At 46.1% G+C, this 20,277-nt stretch carries 14 protein-coding genes and 1 tRNA gene; 8 read left to right on the plus strand and 7 right to left on the minus strand.

Annotated features, from left to right (window positions below; translation table 11 throughout):
• Nucleotides 1–77 precede the first annotated feature (77 nt).
• Entirely contained in the window at nucleotides 78–1,727 is a 1,650-nt protein-coding gene (locus PSE7367_RS15925; protein WP_015166382.1) for a DUF2079 domain-containing protein, read from the minus strand.
• Nucleotides 1,728–1,926: 199 nt separating this feature from the next.
• Between PSE7367_RS15925 and PSE7367_RS15930 the strand changes: the two genes are divergently transcribed.
• Nucleotides 1,927–2,328, plus strand: a complete 402-nt coding sequence (locus PSE7367_RS15930; RefSeq protein WP_156800418.1) for a hypothetical protein — start codon at nucleotides 1,927–1,929, stop codon at nucleotides 2,326–2,328.
• Complete coding sequence (locus tag PSE7367_RS15935; protein WP_015166384.1) at nucleotides 2,328–3,110, plus strand: hypothetical protein; 783 nt, start codon at nucleotides 2,328–2,330, stop codon at nucleotides 3,108–3,110. Before PSE7367_RS15930 ends, PSE7367_RS15935 begins: the two co-directional genes overlap by 1 nt.
• 31 nt (nucleotides 3,111–3,141) lie before the next feature.
• Here PSE7367_RS15935 and PSE7367_RS15940 read toward each other — a convergent pair whose 3' ends face one another.
• From PSE7367_RS15940 to PSE7367_RS15950, 3 genes are all read right to left on the minus strand, one after another.
• On the minus strand, nucleotides 3,142–3,636 hold the full coding sequence (locus PSE7367_RS15940) for a hypothetical protein (protein WP_015166385.1): 495 nt from the start codon (nucleotides 3,634–3,636) through the stop codon (nucleotides 3,142–3,144).
• A 44-nt stretch (nucleotides 3,637–3,680) separates the two neighbouring features.
• On the minus strand, nucleotides 3,681–4,466 hold the full coding sequence (locus PSE7367_RS15945; protein ID WP_015166386.1) for a TIGR03943 family putative permease subunit: 786 nt from the start codon (nucleotides 4,464–4,466) through the stop codon (nucleotides 3,681–3,683).
• Nucleotides 4,467–4,593: 127 nt separating this feature from the next.
• Entirely contained in the window at nucleotides 4,594–5,634 is a 1,041-nt protein-coding gene (locus tag PSE7367_RS15950) for a permease (protein WP_015166387.1), read from the minus strand.
• 844 nt (nucleotides 5,635–6,478) lie between these two features.
• Here PSE7367_RS15950 and PSE7367_RS15955 point away from each other — a divergent pair.
• From PSE7367_RS15955 to PSE7367_RS15975, 4 genes are all read left to right on the plus strand, one after another.
• Nucleotides 6,479–7,654 carry a HEAT repeat domain-containing protein gene (locus PSE7367_RS15955; RefSeq protein ID WP_015166388.1) on the plus strand — a complete coding sequence of 392 codons (1,176 nt, stop codon included), beginning with the start codon at nucleotides 6,479–6,481 and terminating at the stop codon, nucleotides 7,652–7,654.
• Between the two features lie 540 nt (nucleotides 7,655–8,194).
• Entirely contained in the window at nucleotides 8,195–13,246 is a 5,052-nt protein-coding gene (locus tag PSE7367_RS15965) for a translocation/assembly module TamB domain-containing protein (protein ID WP_015166389.1), read from the plus strand.
• Nucleotides 13,247–13,552: 306 nt separating this feature from the next.
• Nucleotides 13,553–14,332, plus strand: coding sequence for a proteasome-type protease (locus PSE7367_RS15970; protein ID WP_015166390.1), 780 nt, complete (start codon nucleotides 13,553–13,555; stop codon nucleotides 14,330–14,332).
• A 159-nt stretch (nucleotides 14,333–14,491) separates the two neighbouring features.
• The gene (locus PSE7367_RS15975; RefSeq protein WP_015166391.1) at nucleotides 14,492–15,289 is read left to right on the plus strand and encodes a hypothetical protein; all 798 of its coding nucleotides are present in this window, start codon (nucleotides 14,492–14,494) and stop codon (nucleotides 15,287–15,289) included.
• A 781-nt stretch (nucleotides 15,290–16,070) separates the two neighbouring features.
• On the opposite strand, the gene PSE7367_RS15985 is transcribed toward PSE7367_RS15975, so the two are convergent.
• The 3 genes from PSE7367_RS15985 to PSE7367_RS15995 all read right to left on the minus strand — a co-directional run bounded on the left by PSE7367_RS15985 (nucleotide 16,071) and on the right by PSE7367_RS15995 (nucleotide 18,029).
• Nucleotides 16,071–17,054, minus strand: a complete 984-nt coding sequence (locus tag PSE7367_RS15985; RefSeq protein ID WP_015166393.1) for an MBL fold metallo-hydrolase — start codon at nucleotides 17,052–17,054, stop codon at nucleotides 16,071–16,073.
• A gap of 37 nt (nucleotides 17,055–17,091) precedes the next feature.
• On the minus strand, nucleotides 17,092–17,685 hold the full coding sequence (locus PSE7367_RS15990; RefSeq protein WP_015166394.1) for an anthranilate synthase component II: 594 nt from the start codon (nucleotides 17,683–17,685) through the stop codon (nucleotides 17,092–17,094).
• Nucleotides 17,686–17,960: 275 nt separating this feature from the next.
• Nucleotides 17,961–18,029: transfer RNA gene (locus PSE7367_RS15995), tRNA-Ser, on the minus strand.
• 84 nt (nucleotides 18,030–18,113) lie between these two features.
• Between PSE7367_RS15995 and PSE7367_RS21255 the strand changes: the two genes are divergently transcribed.
• Both PSE7367_RS21255 and PSE7367_RS16005 read left to right on the plus strand, forming a co-directional pair.
• On the plus strand, nucleotides 18,114–19,271 hold the full coding sequence (locus tag PSE7367_RS21255; protein ID WP_015166395.1) for a site-specific integrase: 1,158 nt from the start codon (nucleotides 18,114–18,116) through the stop codon (nucleotides 19,269–19,271).
• A gap of 112 nt (nucleotides 19,272–19,383) precedes the next feature.
• Nucleotides 19,384–20,175 carry a hypothetical protein gene (locus tag PSE7367_RS16005; RefSeq protein WP_041698554.1) on the plus strand — a complete coding sequence of 264 codons (792 nt, stop codon included), beginning with the start codon at nucleotides 19,384–19,386 and terminating at the stop codon, nucleotides 20,173–20,175.
• Nucleotides 20,176–20,277 lie beyond the last annotated feature (102 nt).

Consider the following 20,277-nt stretch of genomic DNA (forward strand, 5'->3'; position numbering starts at 1 on the left):
CTGCGCAATTAACTCTATCGCAATCTAAATAGCTAAACACGGCTTGCGATCGGCATTTACCCTCAACTCCAGGCTAGTTATTTGATCCGCTCAAAGAGATATACTCCATCTTGGCTAAATACTGACCGATAGCGATCGGCAAAGGGCGATCGGCTGGCATCTTGATACCTTGCCACCAGATCCGCAGCAAATTCAGGATTACTGAGCCAGCCAGGATGTTTAATATTTAACAACACAAAATCATATTGATTCAGATCGGTGGGCATGGGCTCGGTGATCGCCAGACGCACATAGCGGCGATGGGTCAGGTGGGGCGCAATTTCATTGGTGGTAAGAACGCTGGGTTTTTCGCTGCGGTAATTACGCATGTCTATGATTGGATCGCGTGACTTGACGTAGGCGATCGCTTCATGATCAGCCTGCCAGGTATCGAGCCGATCGAGGTAATTACTGCCAAAAAAGCTAAGCCGCGAGATGATCGCAAATGCCAACAACGACCATAGTAAAATATGCCGCATCGATCGCAGCAAGCCTGGATAAGCAGGGCGATCGTGCCAGCTATAAATCACCACTAGAAATAAAAATGGCAAAACTGGCAGCGAATATTGATGCACCAAGTCCCGTTGCGCCCCATCGCTGGCCAAAATATTCATCGCCAGCGCCGGAATTGCGGCGATCAAGGGTGTTAGTTGCCGATATGAAATCAACCAGATTAACGGCGCAGCTAATAAAGCTAAATATCCCAATGTATCCAGCGAGAAAACCTGACCTAGTAATAGCTGGGGCTTGGTAAACAAGTTCGTAAAAATCTCGGTAAACGAACCGCCCAGATAGTCATAGCGAGACAGATGTCTACCGATCGCTGCATTCTCACCACCGATCGCGGGGATGATTAACTGAGTAGCGACAATAAACCAGATGATTCCATCAATAATTGCGATCGCTCCACAAATTTTTTGCTTACGTTGCCACAGTTGCCAGTTATTACTATTACTGAATTGTTCAGGAGCGCAAGCCGCTGCAAGGAGAGCATTTCGATCGCTATTTATTTCTTGTTCAACTTTGCTTATGGATTGATTAGTTTGCTTTGGCTCAAGTTGATCAGACAGTTCTGGTTTAGATACGAAGCGATCGCGCTCAAAAATTAATAACCATATCCCCATCGCGGCAACCGTTAATGCCAAGGCAGCCTTACAACTGAGCACCAGCAAAACTGTGCTACTAAATCTGGCAATTTGTCCCCTCTTTGCAAATAAGATCGCCCAGCACAACCCTGGCAGGGCAATTACTTCCGGGTGAAAGTCAAACAGGTTGATATTAAATACGGCCGGATAGAGCAGATAGATCGCCGCGATCGCTAGTGCTGCGGATTTGTTCAACTGGGCATTAATTGCCAGTTCATAAATTGGGATTGCGGCGATCGTTAGGGCAATGGCCTGCACTGCCAGCAACCAATGTAAATCGGCATAAATTGCATATAGCAATCCTAAATAGTAGAGAATGATCGCGGCATGATCGCCAAGAATATGAAACCCGGTCAGGGAAGAGAGCGGCTCCAGGCCACGACTGATTAAATAGGCAGCTTGATCAAAAATGCCCAAATCCCAACCACCGGATTGAAACAGAGCATGACGGGTGCTGCTGGCAATAAAAAATAAGATCGCAGCGATCGCGGTGAGTAAATAGATGGCGTAGCGATCGGTTAGCTGGTGGATTAGTTTGTTCAAGCCTCAAGTTTGCCTCGGCAATTTGACTTTTAGATTTTAAAATCTGTTAGTGGTTTACAGATAAGATTTGGCGGGTTAATAGCCGTATTTAGCATATAATCCTGGTATGACTGAGGAGCAACCAGACCCTAATCAGCCTAATCCTGATGATACTGCTAATGAGGAGGAGCAGAAAATATCTTCAGGGGCGATCGTGCCTTTGCCTGAACAGCCATTGTTCGATTCAAAAGATATAATTAATGCACGCATCAGTGAATTAGCCCAGCACGAGGAATCAATTGAACGATTAACAGAACTCCTGGAAAGATTAACCAAAAATGATGTTGGCCAAAGGATTGTAGAAGAAACTATTGCAGGTAGAGTGCATGAAAGAAAAAGCAAAGATCGCCAGTTTTTGTTTAAAACTTCAGCCACAGTAGTGAGTGCTTCTCTGGGAATTGCATTTTTGCTATTTGGCACTGAGGTTATCGCTGCTACTGGTATGGCTGTTATTGCGCTTTCAGTAATGTCGGCTCTGGGAATACCCTTGCAGGATTTAGCTAAATTAGTAGCTGCAATGCGAGGTAAATCTAATAGCGATCGGGAAAATGGTGAAAAGTAATGACTAATAAAACTACTCGCAACCGGATTAGCTATGCTCCTTTTCTAGTTGGGGCATACCTAACTTTGTTAATTACTGGATTGATATACCTTTCTAATAATTTTAAATCCAGGTCGGCAAGGAGTATTGCTTTGTTTGTCGCTGCGGCAATGGTTATGCCTGCGGTTACTGCTTTTCAAATGCAGTTGGTCAGCGATCAAGATGAACAGCCTGGCTCGGTACTGGATAATTATTCCAGCAAGTTGATTGATGAATATATGGTTGAGTTGTTGAAACCAGCCCCAAGCAAATTCTCAACAAACAAGTTTGTATATAGTGGTAAAAATAGAGCTAAGAAACCAACTGAGAAAGATAGTAAAAATGAATATCAGGAAATAGAATTTATTGATGCAGTTTTCGAAGATGCCGTTGATTGGAATGCTTTTAGTGAATTTCTATCAGAATTAAAAGACGAGATTAATATCTCAAGCAAAATATCTATTAAGTCGGTAAAAAAACAAAATGGCAAATTTACCATTGTTATAGATGCCCCTCAAAATACTGACAAAGCAGCAATCGAAAATTTCTTAAACCAACAGCATAAATCAGCATTAAGTAATTTAGAAGAAAAGAACCTGGAATATGCTAAGGCATTGGCATACAAAGAAGGGATGAGTTTTCTTCATCGGTCTTTTGTTGAGCAAATTTCAAATCAGCAGCACGATCAAATTAATACAACTGATACTAAGCGGCAGGTTCGTTTTTATGGTGATAAACAAAAAACTATAGAATCGGATGAATAAAGTCATCTCACCTTCTAAAGGATGCGTAAATCTAGATCGAAAAGGCAAACCTGGTATTCTGCGACTCAGCATAAGCCAGAATTCTTTCGTAGGCTTCTAGATCCCAGAGCAGCGCGATCGCCAACTGGGGGTCTTTGAAAAAGCGATCCTCAATTTCCTTGTGATTATCCACATGGATATACACCCGCATTTTCCTGACCGTGGCTAGGCATTCAGCCGGGTCATACCAGCGATCTTGTTCAGGCTTATTGCTCACCTGTTGAATTTTGGCGGCGATCGCCTGTTCCAGCTCTTCATTACTCTGGCTCTTTTCGTCCGCTTCCAGGGCATCTTCCAGCACATCCGCAAACAGCATCGCGTCTTCAAACATAAACGCGCCCAATGGTGATAACCCCCGCTCCCTGGCGATCGCATCTATGGTTGAAAGGGAGCTAAAGACCGCATTGCCATATACAAACCCCTGCCCATCAGGGTCCATTTCCGATGGGATTGAAGCCGCGCCTTGATTTTCCAGTTCAATAATCATTACTTTTGCCAGTCAACCCTGCATTATTTAATGTAAGTAGGCTGCTAATAATCATAGGGTTTTTTGGGTCGATCGACAGGGGTGATTTTATTTGAAGCGATCACTAATTGCCTTTGCCCCTCTAGTTCTTCTGTAATCATTTGCCCTTCCACTTGCACCCATTGATCCGGTTTAAAATTGGCGCGATCGACAGTACTTTCAACCCTAACCGGTAAGCCCACCGGGTAGGCATCTGCCGCGCAACAGGTAATTACAAACCGGGTGACCACAAAATAGTTGGCTGGCATCGATTCAGGATGCACCACAAACCCAATTACATCGGCAGCCTGACCATTATAGGCATCAGGCTCAGGATAAACATTTAAGGTTCTGACCCACTCAATCAGGGTGCGATCTTCCGGCTTCCGATTGGCACGAAATGATTCTGGGTTCGATCGCGTATCCCGCAAGGTTTCATTCACCCCTCGCTGCAAGGCCATATCGCTAGCAAAGGCGCGTGGTGAAATCAACAGCCCCAAAATTGCCACAACTAAAAGCAAAGAGCTACCGAGGCTAGGCAACAGGATGGTAGTGTGCGATGCAGTGCTGAAATAGCGACGGCGTTTAGCTACTCGTACTCCCTCGAATCCAGCAAAGATCAACAGAATTACACCTGCCACGATCGTCAACCACATGTAGTTGGGATGGATCAACAGGAAGAGTTCCTGGGTGAACCAGAGTTTGAAGAATAATAAGCCCCAGGCCGCGATCGCCAGGGTATCAAGCCAGGGCGCAATTAGTTTAAGGGGGGATAGCTTAGGAGCTGGATTAGCTGGTCGTCTTGCAGGCATATAGATTGGGGTAATTAAGCTACAAAAATACTTAGATTCAGATCTTGAGAGGCAGTGGGGCAATCAGCAACGCTTAAAAAGCAAACGGCCAAAACTTTCGCCTAATTTGTTTTAGATTAGTACGTTTTCAAGCAATATTTAGATTAATAAACAGGCACATGAAAAATACTAACTGCGCTACCAGAATGAATAAATAAATGATCGCGCGGCGCTTAAAAATCGACATGGTTAAGCCGATCGCCTTGATGTCGATCGTAGGACCAAACACCAGAAACGCCAGCAGCGAACCACTGGTAAAAGAAGAGGCGAACGAGAGGGCAAAGAAGGCATCAACGGTTGAGCAGATCGAAACTACCGCCGCCAGCACCATCATCGCAATAATCGAAGTGACTGGCCCTTGCCCCAGGCTAATAATAATTTCGCGGGGGACACCAACTTGAATGATCGCCGCGATCGCACTACCCAAAACCAATACACCGCCCAGCTCGCGCATTTCACCGATCGTATTTTCTACAAATAAGCGCATCCGATCGCCCCAGGGCTTATTGCGAATCGCCGCTGCGTCAAAGGCCAGCGCTCCCATATCCAGGGGTTGATTTGGTTCCCCCAGAATAAAAGTACCAGTTTGCAATAATTTTGCACCTTGGCCGCTCGAAGCATCCCTAGTATCTTTAGTATCTGTCTGTCCTAGCGAGTCATTAACTAGCTCAGGCATAGTGCGACAGAGAGCTGGTTGCAACAGGGGGCGAATGTCCTTTTGGGTACTAAACACACAACCGATCGTGGTGGCCACAATCAAAGACAACACCACCCGCAAAACCACAATCTCTGGTTGATCGCGGAAGGCGACCCAGGTAGCCCAGATCACGACCGGGTTAATGGTGGGGGCGGCAAGAAGAAACCCAACTGCCACCGAAGCAGGCGCGCCCTGAGCGATCAAACGCCTGGCCACTGGCACATTCCCACATTCACACACCGGGAATAAAAAGCCAAACAGACTACCAGACAAAGCTCCCAAAAATGGGTGCTTGGGTAGCGAAGCAATTAACTTGCGCTCATCCACAAACAACAGCAGCAGGCTGGAAAGCAAAACCCCTAGTAACAAGAAGGGCACTGCCTCAACCATTAAGCTCAGAAATAGCGTAAAAGCATTACTGATCTGATTCATTGGCTAACTAACTTAAAATCCTGCCACTTGATTGATTTAACAGAATTCTTGCAAAAGTCCAATTTTGTAATCAGAGAATTACGAGCCACTATGTGAACATCGATATGAGCATCCATATGAGTATCCATGCAAGAAGTCTAATCTACTTTGCCACATTCTAGATTTTTCGGCACTACAGAAATGCACCCAATTGGGGCGAATTTGGAAGTAAAAGCTGCTCTTTCTCGCAGAAGTGGCATGGGCTAGTTATAAACCGGAGCCATATTGGGCAATCTAATATCTGGGGAGTAATATGAGTAGATGTGCCGGTAGTCATACAGTAGTAAGGATAATTGGCAATCGATTTAAAATTCGGAGCTTAGCTTATTTGGGTTATGGATATTCAACTATCTCCTAGATCCTTACTTGTTCAGCACTACCAAAATTTGTAGCTAGTCTATGCTGGGTTATGGATATTTAAGTGTCTCCTAAATCCTTAACTCGCTTAACAATACCAAATTCACTAAGAACTCGATAAACCATTGATGATTAGGCGGAGTGCTCTGCTTTTGATTGTATTAAGCCGTACTAATTAGGCCGCAGCAACATATCTCCAGAGATAAGGCGATCGCTGGAAAACCAGCTTGCTTCCTTAGCGATCGTTTAATCGAACTGACGTTAACTTAGGGACATTTTCTAAAAGCTATATACTAAATTATGCAAACTGCATCTACTCAGTATCTACAGGTTAAACAGGATAATAGTAAATAGAGCGGCTACTAAATACTAAGGGAATTAGGAATTACGATCGCCCATTAATAGGCAAGCAACAGGGAATTAATGTGACTAGAGCAGGTTGGTAGCAATGAATAAGTCAGATTGGGATCAGCAACAGGATGACACCAGGTTTGAGCCACCAAAATTAGAGAACTATCGCATATCGTCGCGTTCTACACATGAGCATAGGCGGATTCAAGCTGCGCCAGAAATAGGTGGGATGGCCTCGATTCTGGCTGAATTTGATGCTGCAACCCGTTCTGATCAGTTTTCGCGGGTATTGCAAAAACTAATTTCTTGTCGCCAGAATGTAGTACCAGAATTGATTGCCAGGTTAGAGAGTAGTGACTTAGCGGTTGCCAAGAAAGCCTCCTTAGCATTGGGATATTTGCGATCGCCTCAAGCGGTTCCCAGTCTGGCCAGGGTTGCCCAAAAGCCGTTTTTGCCGGTGCATTGGCATGCCGCCAGTGCCTTGGGGTGTATTGGCACCTCTGAAGCGATCGGTTTTTTGGTCAAACTACTGCGCCATCCTTCTGATCAGGTGCAGGCTTCGGCTGCCAGGGCACTCAGTCGGGGTAATTTACCTGCCGTTTCGCCCCTGGTTGATGCGCTCAAAAATGGCAATGATCTAGTCAAAATGCATGCGGCACATTCCCTGGGAAAAATTAATTCACCACTGGCGGTGCCCGCTTTAATTAAGGCTCTGGATAATCAAGTCAAAGCAATCCGACTAGAGTCAGCCTGGGCGTTGGGGCAAATTCGATCGCCCCTGGCAGCTAACGCCCTGGCCGCAAGACTAACCGATACGGATATTAGTGTGCAATCCCAATCGGCGCAAGCGCTCAAAAGCATTGGTGCTCCGGCAATGCCAGCCCTGGTGAACATGCTCAATAATGAAGCTAGTAATACCCGCAGTGTGGCGGTGCGGACATTGGGGCAAATGGGGATCGAAGAGGTGATTCCGGTTCTGGTGGAAGTTTTACGCAATGATAGTTTTCCCTATGTGCGGTGTGATGCGGCCACTGCCCTGGGCGAAATTGGCAGCTATGATGCAGTGTTCCACCTGGCGCAGACACTTAAGGATAGCGATCGGGCGGTGCGTAACTCAGCGGCGCGGGCACTCCGCAAAATCAATAGTCCTGAAGCCCAGAAATTCCTAAAAACCCATCATCAGGCCGTTAATGTACCCAGATACTCAGTGGCCTCGATGCGATCGCCCGACACAATTCGCTTGGATGATGATGACTTAACCATTCTGCAATGAAATTTGCAGTCAGGATCGCCAGCAATTCTGGACAATTGTCCAGACCTGTTGCCCCTGTTGCTCAGATATAGTAAAGTCTGAGTAGAACTTATGCACAAATGAGTTCAGACTAAATATTCCGCTTGTGGATTTTACTTGCCTGAGGATCCCGATCGTTAGTTGGGATAGCAAACTAACTGCGATTAACCTACATCCAGATTAAGCATAGTTACTCAATCAATTTCAATTTTTCTAGCGCTAATAGGTACTAAATATTTAGAAACTAATAGATAAACACTAATAGATAAATTGATTAGGCATTAGTACAAGTTATTTATTTAATTGCATATTTAACTTGATTTGTGTGGTTGGTGCAGGAATTGGGCTTTGGCAAGGTTCACAAAGCTGACTAAAAAGCTAAATGGATTAGATCTCTGACTAGATTGGTCTAATTTATTTTATTAGGCATCAAAGAGACTCCTAGCGGCAGTGGTGGCCTGACGACTAATCCCAGATTGATGATGTAATTTTAAGATTAGGGGAAGGAAGAGGAGAATTAGCGTGAGCCAGGGAACATCACGATCGCCAGAACCACCAAATCCTGGATCGAGTCCTAGATCAAAAAAATGGGGACGCTTGGGCATTAGCCTGGCTCTAAGCCTAACTGCGGCTGGGTTAGGAGCTTTTTGGTATGGTCGCTATTTTCTCAATCAGCGCCTAGCTCCACTGATAGAGGCAGAATTAGAAGAAACCCTCCAAAGACCGGTTGAGCTGGGGGAAGTTGAGCGGGTTGGCCTGGGTGGGGTCAAGTTTGGTGATTCGATCGTGCCTGCCACTGATGATCAGGCTAATTTTTTGGTGGCGGATGCGATCGATGTGCAGCTTGATCTATGGAGCTATTTTCGTAGTTCCCAGGTAGGTCTGGATATTGTGGTAGAAAGCCCACAGGTATTTTTGCGTCAAGACCCCGACGGAGATTTTCTGCCAGAAATTGCGGCGCGTGACTCGGATGGGCAACAGGGGGCGATCGATCTGCGCACCGTCACAATCAAAGATGCCAAGGTGACGCTGCAAACCGAAGACCTCAATGGGTTGGTGTCGCTGAGCGAAGTGAACGTGAGTAGCAATTGGTCGATCACTGACCCCAATGCCCAAAGCGTAGAATTTAATGGCGCTGGTAAGGTGGTGGTGCCGAATATCGCCCGCACTGAAGCGGTTCCTGAGCCGGTTGATTTGGCAGCAGCGATCGCCGCTCAACCCACCAATAGCGGTTCGGTATCGATTACTGGTAACTGGGATCTCACCACTGGCGCAGGTAATATTCAAACCCAATCGCAAAATCTTTTGGTCACTGCTGTCGATGGCTTTATCCCCCAACTACCATTTTCATTGATTCGGGGTCGGGTCGATGGCGATCTAAATGTAGCAATTCGTCCCGGTACAACCGGCCCAGAGATCTATGGCGATCTCAAGGTGCGCGATACGGTGGTAACTGTGCCCTCGGTGCCGGAACCATTCACAGATATTACCGGGCGGGTGGTGATCGATGGCTCGGATCTTAACCTGGAGGGGCTATCGGCTCAGTATGAAACCCTGGTGGCTCAAGCGGATGGGACGATCAGCCCTACGGCTGGCTTAAACTTGAATGTAGCCCTGGCACCCACTGATATTGCCACCGCGATCGACAGCTTTTCCGCAGAGGGGAGCGAGTTGCCCGTAGAAATCACTGGTGAAATTGAAGCCACCGCAACCATAACTGGCAGTCTGAAAGATCCGCAAATTTCTGCTAATTTTAATTCCACCCAGGATGTGGTGGTCGATCGCGTCACCCTTAGAGATCTCAGCGGCGTGGTGGTAAATGAAGGACTAACTAACTTTAAATTCAATAGCATTACCGCTACTCCAGTGCTAGCCGATGGGCAAGTACCTGGTAGCAGTGGCAGTTTGCAGGGATCGGGCGAAATTCGGTTGCCAGAGGGTAATAACCCACCGGAAGTGCTGTTTGCCTTTAATTTAAGTGACTTCACTGCCGAGGCGATCGCCGCTACCTATGAATTTGACCTGCCGATCGCAGTGGGGACGCTGGCTACTGCGGTGCAAGTCTATGGCAATTTTAATAACTTGCAGGTGGTGGCTCAGGTTGATGCGCCTGCGGCTGAATATCCCACCAGTGCTGAGGTTCTATTAGCAGGTAATGTGGCCACGATCCGCGATACGGTGGTGCAGTTGCCGATCGGTTCGGTGGGTGTGAATGGCAGCATCAATCTCACTGGCGATCGCGCCTGGCAGGCTACTGTCACTACCAATAACATTGCCCTGGATACCTTCTCTCCTGGGCAGCGCGGTGTAGTTTCTGGGGTAATTAATCTTGATAGTCCCACTGGCAGCTTTGAACTGGCACAGATTAATGCCAATGCTGATCTGAGTTTGCCAGAGGGGGCAGCAGTGATTGTCGATCCGATCGCGGCGCGGCTGAACTGGAACGGCAATAGCTTGCAAATCCCCAGCCTTAGTGTGGGCAATTATTTAACTGGTTCTGGCCAGGTGGCGCTTGTTTTCAATGACCAGCAATTACCCACCGACATCGCCTCAATCAACCTGGATCTAGATGCCAATAATGTCAGTGTGAGCCGCTTAAGCTCGTTTGTACCCCAGTTGGCTGGTATAAGTTCTGGCGTAGTTAATTTCAACGGTAATATTGCTGGCGCGCTGGATGATTTAGAAATAAACGGCGACGTTAGTTTAACTAATCTGGCGGTAGGACAAATGGCCAGCGCCTTCCTGCCCCAAAATGCCAACGAAAATGCACCCACTCCAACCGGAACGATCGCCTTTAATGGCAAGGTTGCTGGCCCGATTACAAATCCCCAACTAGAAGGTAATGTTCAGCTTAATAATCTCAGTGTGGAGGATGTGGCGTTTGAACCTACTTTGTCAGGGCCGCTCAGCTACAATCAGGCTGCTGGCTTAAACATGGACTTGCAGGGCAGTCAGGATCGGATCGCCCTGAATCTGGACTCCAACTTCCAACCAACTAGTTTTAATGTTCAGCTTGACCAGGCCACCGCAACCGGTGAGCGGATTGCCGAAAATCGCCTGGCGATCGATATCAACAATTTGCCAGTGCCATTGGTTACCGCGATCGCTGGCCAGTCCGGTAATTACGATGGCAGTATTTCCGGCCAATTAGTGGCTGATTTTGGTGGCACGGATGGTGCATCGGCGGTGAGCGTAACTGGGGATGTGGCGATCGATCGGCCTCGGTTTGGTCGGGTGCAGGCTGAGCAGGCCACCGCGAAATTGGCCTACACCAATGGCAATTTGCGTATTACCGATGGCGTAATTGATCTTTCACCCTACATCGATGAACAAAGCCAATATCGGTTTGATTTGGCCTATTTACCAGGAGCAGACACACCGCTTCAGGCTAACTTTGCGATCGATCGCGGTCGAGTGCAAGATGTCTTTGCCACCCTGCAATGGTTCCAACTCACTGATATTGCCTCTGGCATTGATATCCCTGAATATGGCAACGCCGCCGACCTGGCCAGCCTTCCTGATGTTGGGGTTGAGAATCAAAATTTCTATTCACAACTGGAATATTTCTCGCAGATCAATGCCCGCATCGATCAACGGGAGACAATCATTGCCGCTGAAAACCGCAATTTGCCACCATTAGAGCAATTCACTGGCCAGATTGACGGTCAAGTTAGTGTCACCAGTGCCGACACGATCGGGATTAAGTTTGATGTGACTGGTTCCGATTGGGAATATGGCAAGTTTGCGATCGATGATGTGATTGCTAAGGGTAGTTTCATTGGTGATGAAGTCACAATCGAAACTCTGCGGATGGAATCGATCGACGATCAAGGACGGGTCGCCTATGGCCAGATTACTGATGCAACGCTTGGCCTCCAACAACAGACTGGCCGGATTGAATTGGCCAACTTCCCGATCGAATCCTTGCGGCCGTTGGGTGTATTTGACACAATCCCAGTCGAGGTTTCCGGCGATGCCAATGGTGTAGCCACGATCGGCGGCAATATATTTAATCCCAGCTTGAGCGGAGACCTAACCCTGGCCGATGCCACGATTAATCGTCAACCCCTAGAATCAGTCAGTGGCAACTTTGATTTTGCCAGCGGCAGATTTAGATTTGATAGCACTTTCTTGGTCTCTGGACCTGAACCCGTTCTTATCTCTGGTGATATTCCTTTCCGCCCACCTGGGGCACTGGTAAGTGGTGGTCGAGATATCGATCTTACAATTGAAGTCAAAAATGAAGGCTTAGCCGTAGTCAATATTTTCAGTGAAGCGGTGCGCTGGGAAGACGGCATGGGACGAGCTAGCTTAGTTGTTTCCGGTACTAAAAGACGACCGATGGTACAGGGTGAAGTAGTGCTGGATGATGCCACGATTACCCTGGCAGCTTTGCCGGAGCCGATTACCGATTTATCTGGGGATGTGGCCTTCAGCCGCGATCGCCTGGCTGCTAATTTAACTGGCCTGTTCAGTGATGGCGAAGTTACTGCTAATGGGGTGCTAGCGGTTTCCGATCCCAACCTGATTAGCCCTGCTGACCCTGATTTCGATCGCCCCCTCACTGTGTCGGCCAATAGTTTACAGCTAGAACTCAAAGATCTATATTCTGGTGGCGTAAATGGCTTCTTTGAAGTGCGCGGCGCGGCTCTAGACCCATTAATTGGCGGTACGGTGGCGCTATCGCGGGGTCGCATTTTGATCACTAATCGTCAGGCACGTCAGGGTACGGATAATAATAATGCTGTCAATATAGGCTTCAATCAATTGATGGTGCGATTGACCAATGATGTGCAGGTGACGGTGCCACCGGTTTTGAATTTGCTGGCGGAAGGGGAAATTGTGGTAAATGGCGCGTTCAACGATATTCGGCCGGAAGGCAGGGTGAATATTCTGCGCGGTCAACTAAATGCGATCTCGGCTCGCTTCCGTCTCGATCGCTCCCATGAAAACTATGCTGAATTTTTGCCTAATAATGGTTTAAATCCAAATTTGGATGTGAGAATGCGGGGGGCAGTGCCAGAAGTGACCCGTGCGCCAGTACCTACTTCGCCCCTCGATCCGTTTGAGCCAGATAAAATTCCGGTCAGCAATTTGGGATCGCAACGTACCATTGACGTGGTGGCCTCTGTGACTGGCTCAGCCCAAAACCCCAACATTGAATTACGCAGTACCCCACCCCGCACCGAAGCCGAGATTCTGGCGCTGATTGGTGGTGGCATTTTGGAAGGCGGGAATGCCAACCCTACCGCAGCACTGGTGAATTTAGCTGGTGGCACGATTATAGGCTTCTTGCAGGATGCGATCGGCGATGCCTTGAACCTGTCTGAGTTTAATTTGCGACCAGCCACCTCTGATACAGAGGGTTCCGAAAGTACCTTAGGCTTGGCGGCAGAGGCAGCGATCGATATTAGCAATGACTTCTCGGTGTCGGTGAGTACGATCTTAAATGATCCTTCGCAAGCCACTAACTACACCCTGCGTTATCGACTCAATCCCAATACCCTGATTCGGGGTAACATCGATAATGAAGGTCGTGAGGGATTTGCGATCGAATATGAAAACCGTTTCTAGACTGCCTTTAATTGGTATTAATCAATTTAATCAATAAAGATCAAGATCATAGCTAGATAAGAGCTAGTTGGTTGGAGCTAAAGTTAAGGTATTAGCCAAACTAGTTAATCGCTTTAGCTTTAATCCTATGTAAATTGTTGTAAATTGTGCGACTTGGTGGGTTAGCATTAATGGTTTTGATCGATCGTGCCAGACAGAATATCCTATATCCTACCCACTACAATCCATCCTGGGGACTTAGCGCTCCTATTGCCACCTTGTTAAAATTGAGTCCGGCTAAATGTAGCTAATATAAACGAATCTAAAATGACCTATTGTCTTGGCATTATTACCGAGTCCGGGCTAGTGATGGCGGCGGACTCGCGCACCAACGCGGGGGTAGATTATGTGTCTACCTATCGCAAACTATTTGACTTTTCGATCGCAGGCGATCGCGTTATTTTGTTGGCTACGTCTGGCAATCTGTCGGTGACCCAGGAAGCCCTGAGTATGCTGGAAAAGGACATCAAAACTGGCTCTGATCCAAATTTGCATAATCTGACCAGCATGTATGAGATCGCTGCCTATGTGGGTAAAAAGGTGCGCCAGATTCAGGAACAACATCGGCAATGGTTGGAAAAAGACCAGATTGATTATCAATGTAGTTTGCTGCTGGGTGGTCAACTGCAAGACGAAGCGCCGGAGCTTTATTTAATTTATAGTCAGGGAAATTTCATTCAAGCCACTCAAGAAACACCGTTTTTACAAATTGGCGAGACTAAGTATGGTAAGCCCCTGCTCGATCGCACGATTACCTATCAAACCCCCTGGCGAGCGGCGGCTAAATGTGCGTTGCTGTCGATCGATTCGACGATGAAATCTAATATTTCAGTGGGGCCACCAATTAATTTGATTGGCTACGAACATAATTCTTTCCAGATTAACCATCAACTAACCCTGAAGTTGGGTGCGCCCTATTTAGTTAAGATTCGCAAGTCCTGGGAATCAGTGGTGAAGGAAGCCTTTGATCGAATGCCGGACATTGATTGGGATCATCATCAAGAAGCGGCGATTGATGAAGCAACAGAGAATATGTTTGTGGATTAGTTTGATGATTGATCATGGTGATCGCTACCTCAAAAAACGTAAAAAGAAATTAGCTTAGTTATCACGGTTTTTAAGTTCTAGCTCCCTTTCTGCTTTGCTTCTAGCTTAGTGCAAGATATAAGCTAAGATCCAACTCCGACAGCTTCATTAACTTTATCAATGAAAATTCAAAACCTCTGGCTCAAATGGCGGATTCTAGTGATCACGTTACCCTTTACCGCAATCTTTGCCCTGGCCAAATGGGGCGTGCATGAACTGGGTTGGCAGGTGTGGTCATTTGATGCGCTGACCAGTTCAATGTTTGGTGCAGCGACCTTACTTTTAGCGTTTGTATTGGGTGGTACGCTCAGTGATTACCGCGATAGCGAAACCCTGCCGATCGAAATTGGTTGCGCGATCGAAGCGAGTTTTGAAAATGCCTTACTGTTGACTGGCCTACATAAAGACTACGCCCCCCAGCAATATTTAGGAGATTTAATTCATGCTCTTGATGCAATCCTGGATTGGCTCAAATCGGGCAGTGCTACGGAGCCATTGCTAGAACAAATCGCCAAACTAGCCAAGCACCAGGCTGCGATCGGGCAGTATGGCAATCAAGCCGTGGTTAACTTTGCCCAGGTTGAGCAGGATAAATTGCGCAGTGCAATTCTTAAGATCCAGATCGTGCGCGATACTAATTTTGTGGCTCCGGCCTACGCGATCCTGGAGCTGTTCATTGCGGCGGCGATCGTTTCGCTGTTACTAATTGGCGGCGATATAGCGAGCCTAACCAAAAGCCTGGTGTTATCTAGCTTTTTGTTCACCGCTTTTATTTATCTATTGATTTTGATCCGTGACCTCGATAATCCGTTTCAATACAAGGGCAGCTCCAGCGCTGATATTAGCTTGATTACCCTAGAAGCAACCCATCGGCGACTATGCGATCGCCTTGAGCATTTATCTTCAACCTCAAACTAGCCTAAAGTCTTAACTGCCTTAAGGTCTAAGGTCAGTTGACAAAAAAACGATCGGGTTAAGGAAATTTGCCATCATTAATTCTCCTCTTGTTTTTCCAAAAGCTTATCCTTCGTCTTGCGCCTAAGTCTTTTGAGCCAATTAAGCAAAATTTGCAACATTTCCAACTCATGCTTCCAGAACCGATAATCATTAGATTTACTAATAAAGCGAACAAACGCCCATCGCCCGAACTCGATCAACAAGTAGAGAGTAGAAGCAATAACAATATATTGCCAGAAGGTTAATCCAAGTGTTACGCCGAAAAGAAATCGTATTAGAAACGATGATTCTAGAATCATAAATGGGATTTCAATCAGTATTTCTGTCAGCACAACTTTCCATCCCACGCTAAAGAGCTTTTCCAGAACAGGAAAATTTTTCGACAGTTTCTGAAATAAGAGGTGAAAACGAGTCATGATCGAAAAGAAAATGAAAGCCCAAAAGCTCTTCATAATCCTATCATAATCTCAGGCGTTTAACTTTTGCGGTTAAAGTAAGACTCTGTTGGCGAAACATTGCCTAACCTTCTGAAGCCTTGATGCTGCGTTATCAGCTACAAAGACATCTTGTGATTTTGTAACGCAACCAACAATAGAATAGATGTTCTGGACATTCAGAAATAATTTGCCAACAGGATCACGATCGTTTAATAGTCAAAACATCCCAACCATGTCTAATATGCTTAGAGCAAACAGTTTGGTTAATGAGCTTTGAGGCTGATTTACTCTTTTACGATGCAGCACTACTCCGCAGGAGCTTCTTCTGTTTGATTATTTTCCGCATCCTCATCCAAGGTTGCAGCCTCGGTCTCTTCTGCTTGATCCTGACTATTATTGTCAGTAGTAGCGGGAGGAGTCAAAACCGCGATCGTAGTAGCCTGGGGCAGATTGCCAGAAGTGATCGATATATTGGAGCTACCCACCTGCCGCACCGGGGTATTAGGTAGCTGTGCCAGGAAATCATCGATCGAACCAAGTTCGCAATTAGCATTTGCGCCCCTAGTGCGATAGTAAGTAGGAATAACTAATTTGGGATTGAGGCTATTTACTACAGCAGCAGCTTCTTGGGCGTTATAAGATTTTGGACCACCGCCGATCGGAATGATTAAAACATCGGGCCGACCAATCAAAATACGCTGATCCGGAGCCAGGGGAGCCGCTGCCCCACCTAGATGTAAAACGCTAACTCCAGATTGTTCCCACCGCCAGGCCACATTCATACCAAAGCGCTTACCACCGATGCGATCGTGATCCATACGGATGCCTTGAAAATTGGTGTTAATCAGCGAATAGGCACCGGGTTGATAAAGAAGCTTAGTTTGTTTTTCCAGATTGGTCACATAGCCTTCATCGAGGAGGCGCGAACTAATCAAGACCAGATCGCTTTGTTTCTTAGGTTCCGGGAAGAAGGCCGTACATCCGGCTGGCTTAAAGGGATGGGTCAGAATAGTATTACCATTGCCATTGATCAAAAATGACATATGCCCTAGCCATTGCAAGTTCAGGGCAGCACTATCCTGGGCATGAGCCGCCGTAGTTGCTAAAGACATACTTGGTAAAGAAATACGATCGCCACTTAGATCGCCACTTACCAGTCGATCGGGTGACTTAGGTGATAAAGGCGCGATCGCTAACATCGCCGTCAATGCACCAAACGTACTCAATGCTCCCAGGGTAAGTTTCCGCTTTACCCGGCCAAACTGCTGCTTAGTTGTTGTATTCGCCATAATTTCCCACACACCAGAAATGCTCTAATTTGATTGCCTAGACTGGCAAACTAGCTAGAAAGTTCCGCAATAAATCTTTGCCAGCACTTGTAAGTATACTCTCTGGATGGAATTGCACACCCTGAATATGGGGATATTGGCGATGGCGCACTGCCATAATGATGTCATCCTCAGTCCAGGCCGTAACTTCTAGCTGATCAGGGCAGCTATCACGATCGATTACTAAACTGTGGTAGCGGGTGGCGGTAAATGGCTCTCGTAGTCCTGCCATTACGCCAGTCCCCGCATGGTGAATTTCTGAGGTTTTGCCATGCATCAAATAAGGCGCAGCACCAACCTTGCCGCCATAGACCAATCCCAGACATTGATGCCCCAAACAAACGCCTAGGATCGGCGTAGTTGACCCCATTTCCTTAATAATATCTAGCGATACGCCAGCATCTTCAGGGCGACCGGGACCAGGCGAAATCACTACACCAGCCGGAGCCATTTCTTGAACTGCGGCGATCGAGATTTCATCATTGCGCTTGACTAATATTTCACCAAGGTGGGGAAATTCTGGCAGCAACTCGCCTAGATATTGCACCAGATTATAGGTAAAGCTGTCGTAATTATCGATTACCAGAATCAATTTCTTAATTTGTCCTTACTTAATCATTAGGAATAGGAATCATTAGGGAATAGTAAACCAGTTGGGCAATCATGCCCTAGCCTTTATTTAATTTATAGCAACTTATCGCAGCATGAGTTTAGTACCCTCATCCCAGATAACCATACTAAGTAAGTAATTTATAAGTAATTTAATAGGAGGAGTAGTTATTAAGTTAAGCAACAAAGGCATCTAAAAGACTAGGCTGAATCCCCCAATGCGCTTATTTAAACTAACTTTTCAAACTTAATCAAAAATCGGAGCGGCGGGATTCGAACCCACGACCCCCACTACCCCAAAGTGGGGATTGCCGCTGATGCACTCTGAAACCCAGACTCAGCAATAGTTCTGGATTTGACCTATCTTGCATTCTTCGCCAAAAACACCTAATTGGCAAGAAAACTGGCAAGATGAAAAATAAACGAGGAACTGTTTCAATCCTTAATCAAGACGATCGGATCAGACTAAGGTGGAGTTACCAGGGCAAAAGATACAACCTTGGATTGGGTCTAGCCCACAATAAACAGAATATGCTTCTGGCAAAGCAAACCGCGATCGCCATTGAGCAGGATATGCTGACTGATAATTTTGACTACATACTCGATCGCTACAAACTGAGTCCACCAAATGACCCTAAAAGTGGGAGTAACCAGCTAGAAGCCCAGGATCAATTGAACATACTTGAAATATGGGATAGGTGGGTTGATTCACTTTCGCTGCCTGAGAGAACTAGAGCAAACCATTATCAACTGGTTAGAAAAATGCTGGAGCGACATGTTCCAACCATCAAAAATGCAAGTAAATGGTATGAACAACATAATCATCTAGCTGATTTGACCTACAACCAACGCTTAACTTACCTGAACTCATGCTTCGAGTGGGCAGTTTTTGAGGGTCTTACCACTACTAATCCATTCAGGCGGGTGAAGCGTCGTAAGGTAGCTAAATCCGTTCTCAGGCCATTTTCAACTGCAGAGGTAGCACTGATTATTGAAGCCTTTAAAAGCAACAAGTATTGCCCACCTAATTCTAGATATTTGCATAGCCACTATGCAGACTATGTTGAGTTTTTGCTTTTAACCGGATGCAGACCATCAGAGGCTATTGGATTACAGCGCAAGCATATCAACCTGGATCGTAATGAAATAGTCGTTTGTTCAGTTTTAGCCAGGGGCGATCATGGTGGCAGTAGTTCAGCGAGGCGGGTAAGGAAGGAAACTAAGACTGGCTCGATTAGATATCTGACTATGACAAATAGGCTTAGACAGATCATTGAAGCTAGATGCCACGGTTTAAGTGCCGAAGAGTTAGTATTTACTTCACCAACTGGTTTAGCGATCGACGATCGTAATTTTCTGCGCAGGCAGTGGAAGACAGTGCTTAACGGATTAGGTATTGAATATCGCAAGCCCTATACAACCAGGCACACAATGGCATCAATGGCGATCGAGCAGGGTATCCCATTGACAGGAGTTGCTTATTTGCTTGGGCATTCAGACACCAAAATGGTGATCGAAACCTACGGCCACATGATCAACCGTCCTAGCCTGCCTGAGATAGATATTTAAGGCTTCAAGATATATTTTGCATAATGCAAATATTCACAGAAATTATTTAGAACTGGTAAACTAGTCGCCTGTACAAAGTGACTTTAGATAGGTATTTACCAGTTTTCTGAAAATGACCAGAATTGCAATGCCTATACAGGAGCAGGAAGCTATTGTTGATAGTTTATTTAACATTCCACCTTCAGAGTGGTTGAAAGAGCTAACGCACCCAGATCAGTTAGAGCACTTTGAATATATCAGGGGTTTGAACTATGCCCTTTACTGGGAATTCAAAACCTACTTTTCTGGCTTACCCAGCCCAAATCATACCCTTGATGAACATGGCATAAAGAGTGTAAAGCTGATGACGAAAAGATACCTGTCACTTTACTGCATGCTGAGAGAATCATGGACACTTTTCATATCAGCGGGGAAACAAATCAGACCAGACTTTAGTAATATATTCCCTAATCCTGGAGCAGTGTTAATCACAATGCTTACTAATAAAGCTAGGGCAATGCTGGAAGAGTGTCTTGTCGGCTATTTAGAGGTAAGCCCAAGCAAACGAGGTGAATTTAATCGTGACCACAAAAAGCTGCAAGATCATGAAATACCAAAGCTAAAGAAGAGTACTAGTCTTAGAGGTAAAAGTCTGGAAGAAGTTCAAGAACATTACGATAAAGAAATATTGAATAGAGATAAACATGCAACAGGCTTTGCTGGCTTGGAGATTCTCTGCATTCAAGTTTGCAGAAAAAATGCATTGACTAATTCAGAAGTGAAGGAAGAACTTAGGCGGTTCAATGAGTTAGATGACAAACTCCACAAACACATTCAAAGTGCCACCCGAAAAACCAAAGCTTATGCATGGAAGGATGGCCAAAAGGGATACAGCGCGCCAGGCGGCAAATATGAATTCAATTAAGTAAGTTTAACTTCTGTTAAGCGAGCTTAACATCTACCCCAAAAATGCCATTTCATTAGAGGTGAATCAATAATCAAATAGCTGCAAGGCGTCCCAACTTGA

It is taken from the genome of Pseudanabaena sp. PCC 7367 (genome assembly GCF_000317065.1).
Lineage (GTDB): Bacteria > Cyanobacteriota > Cyanobacteriia > Pseudanabaenales > Pseudanabaenaceae > Thalassoporum > Thalassoporum mexicanum.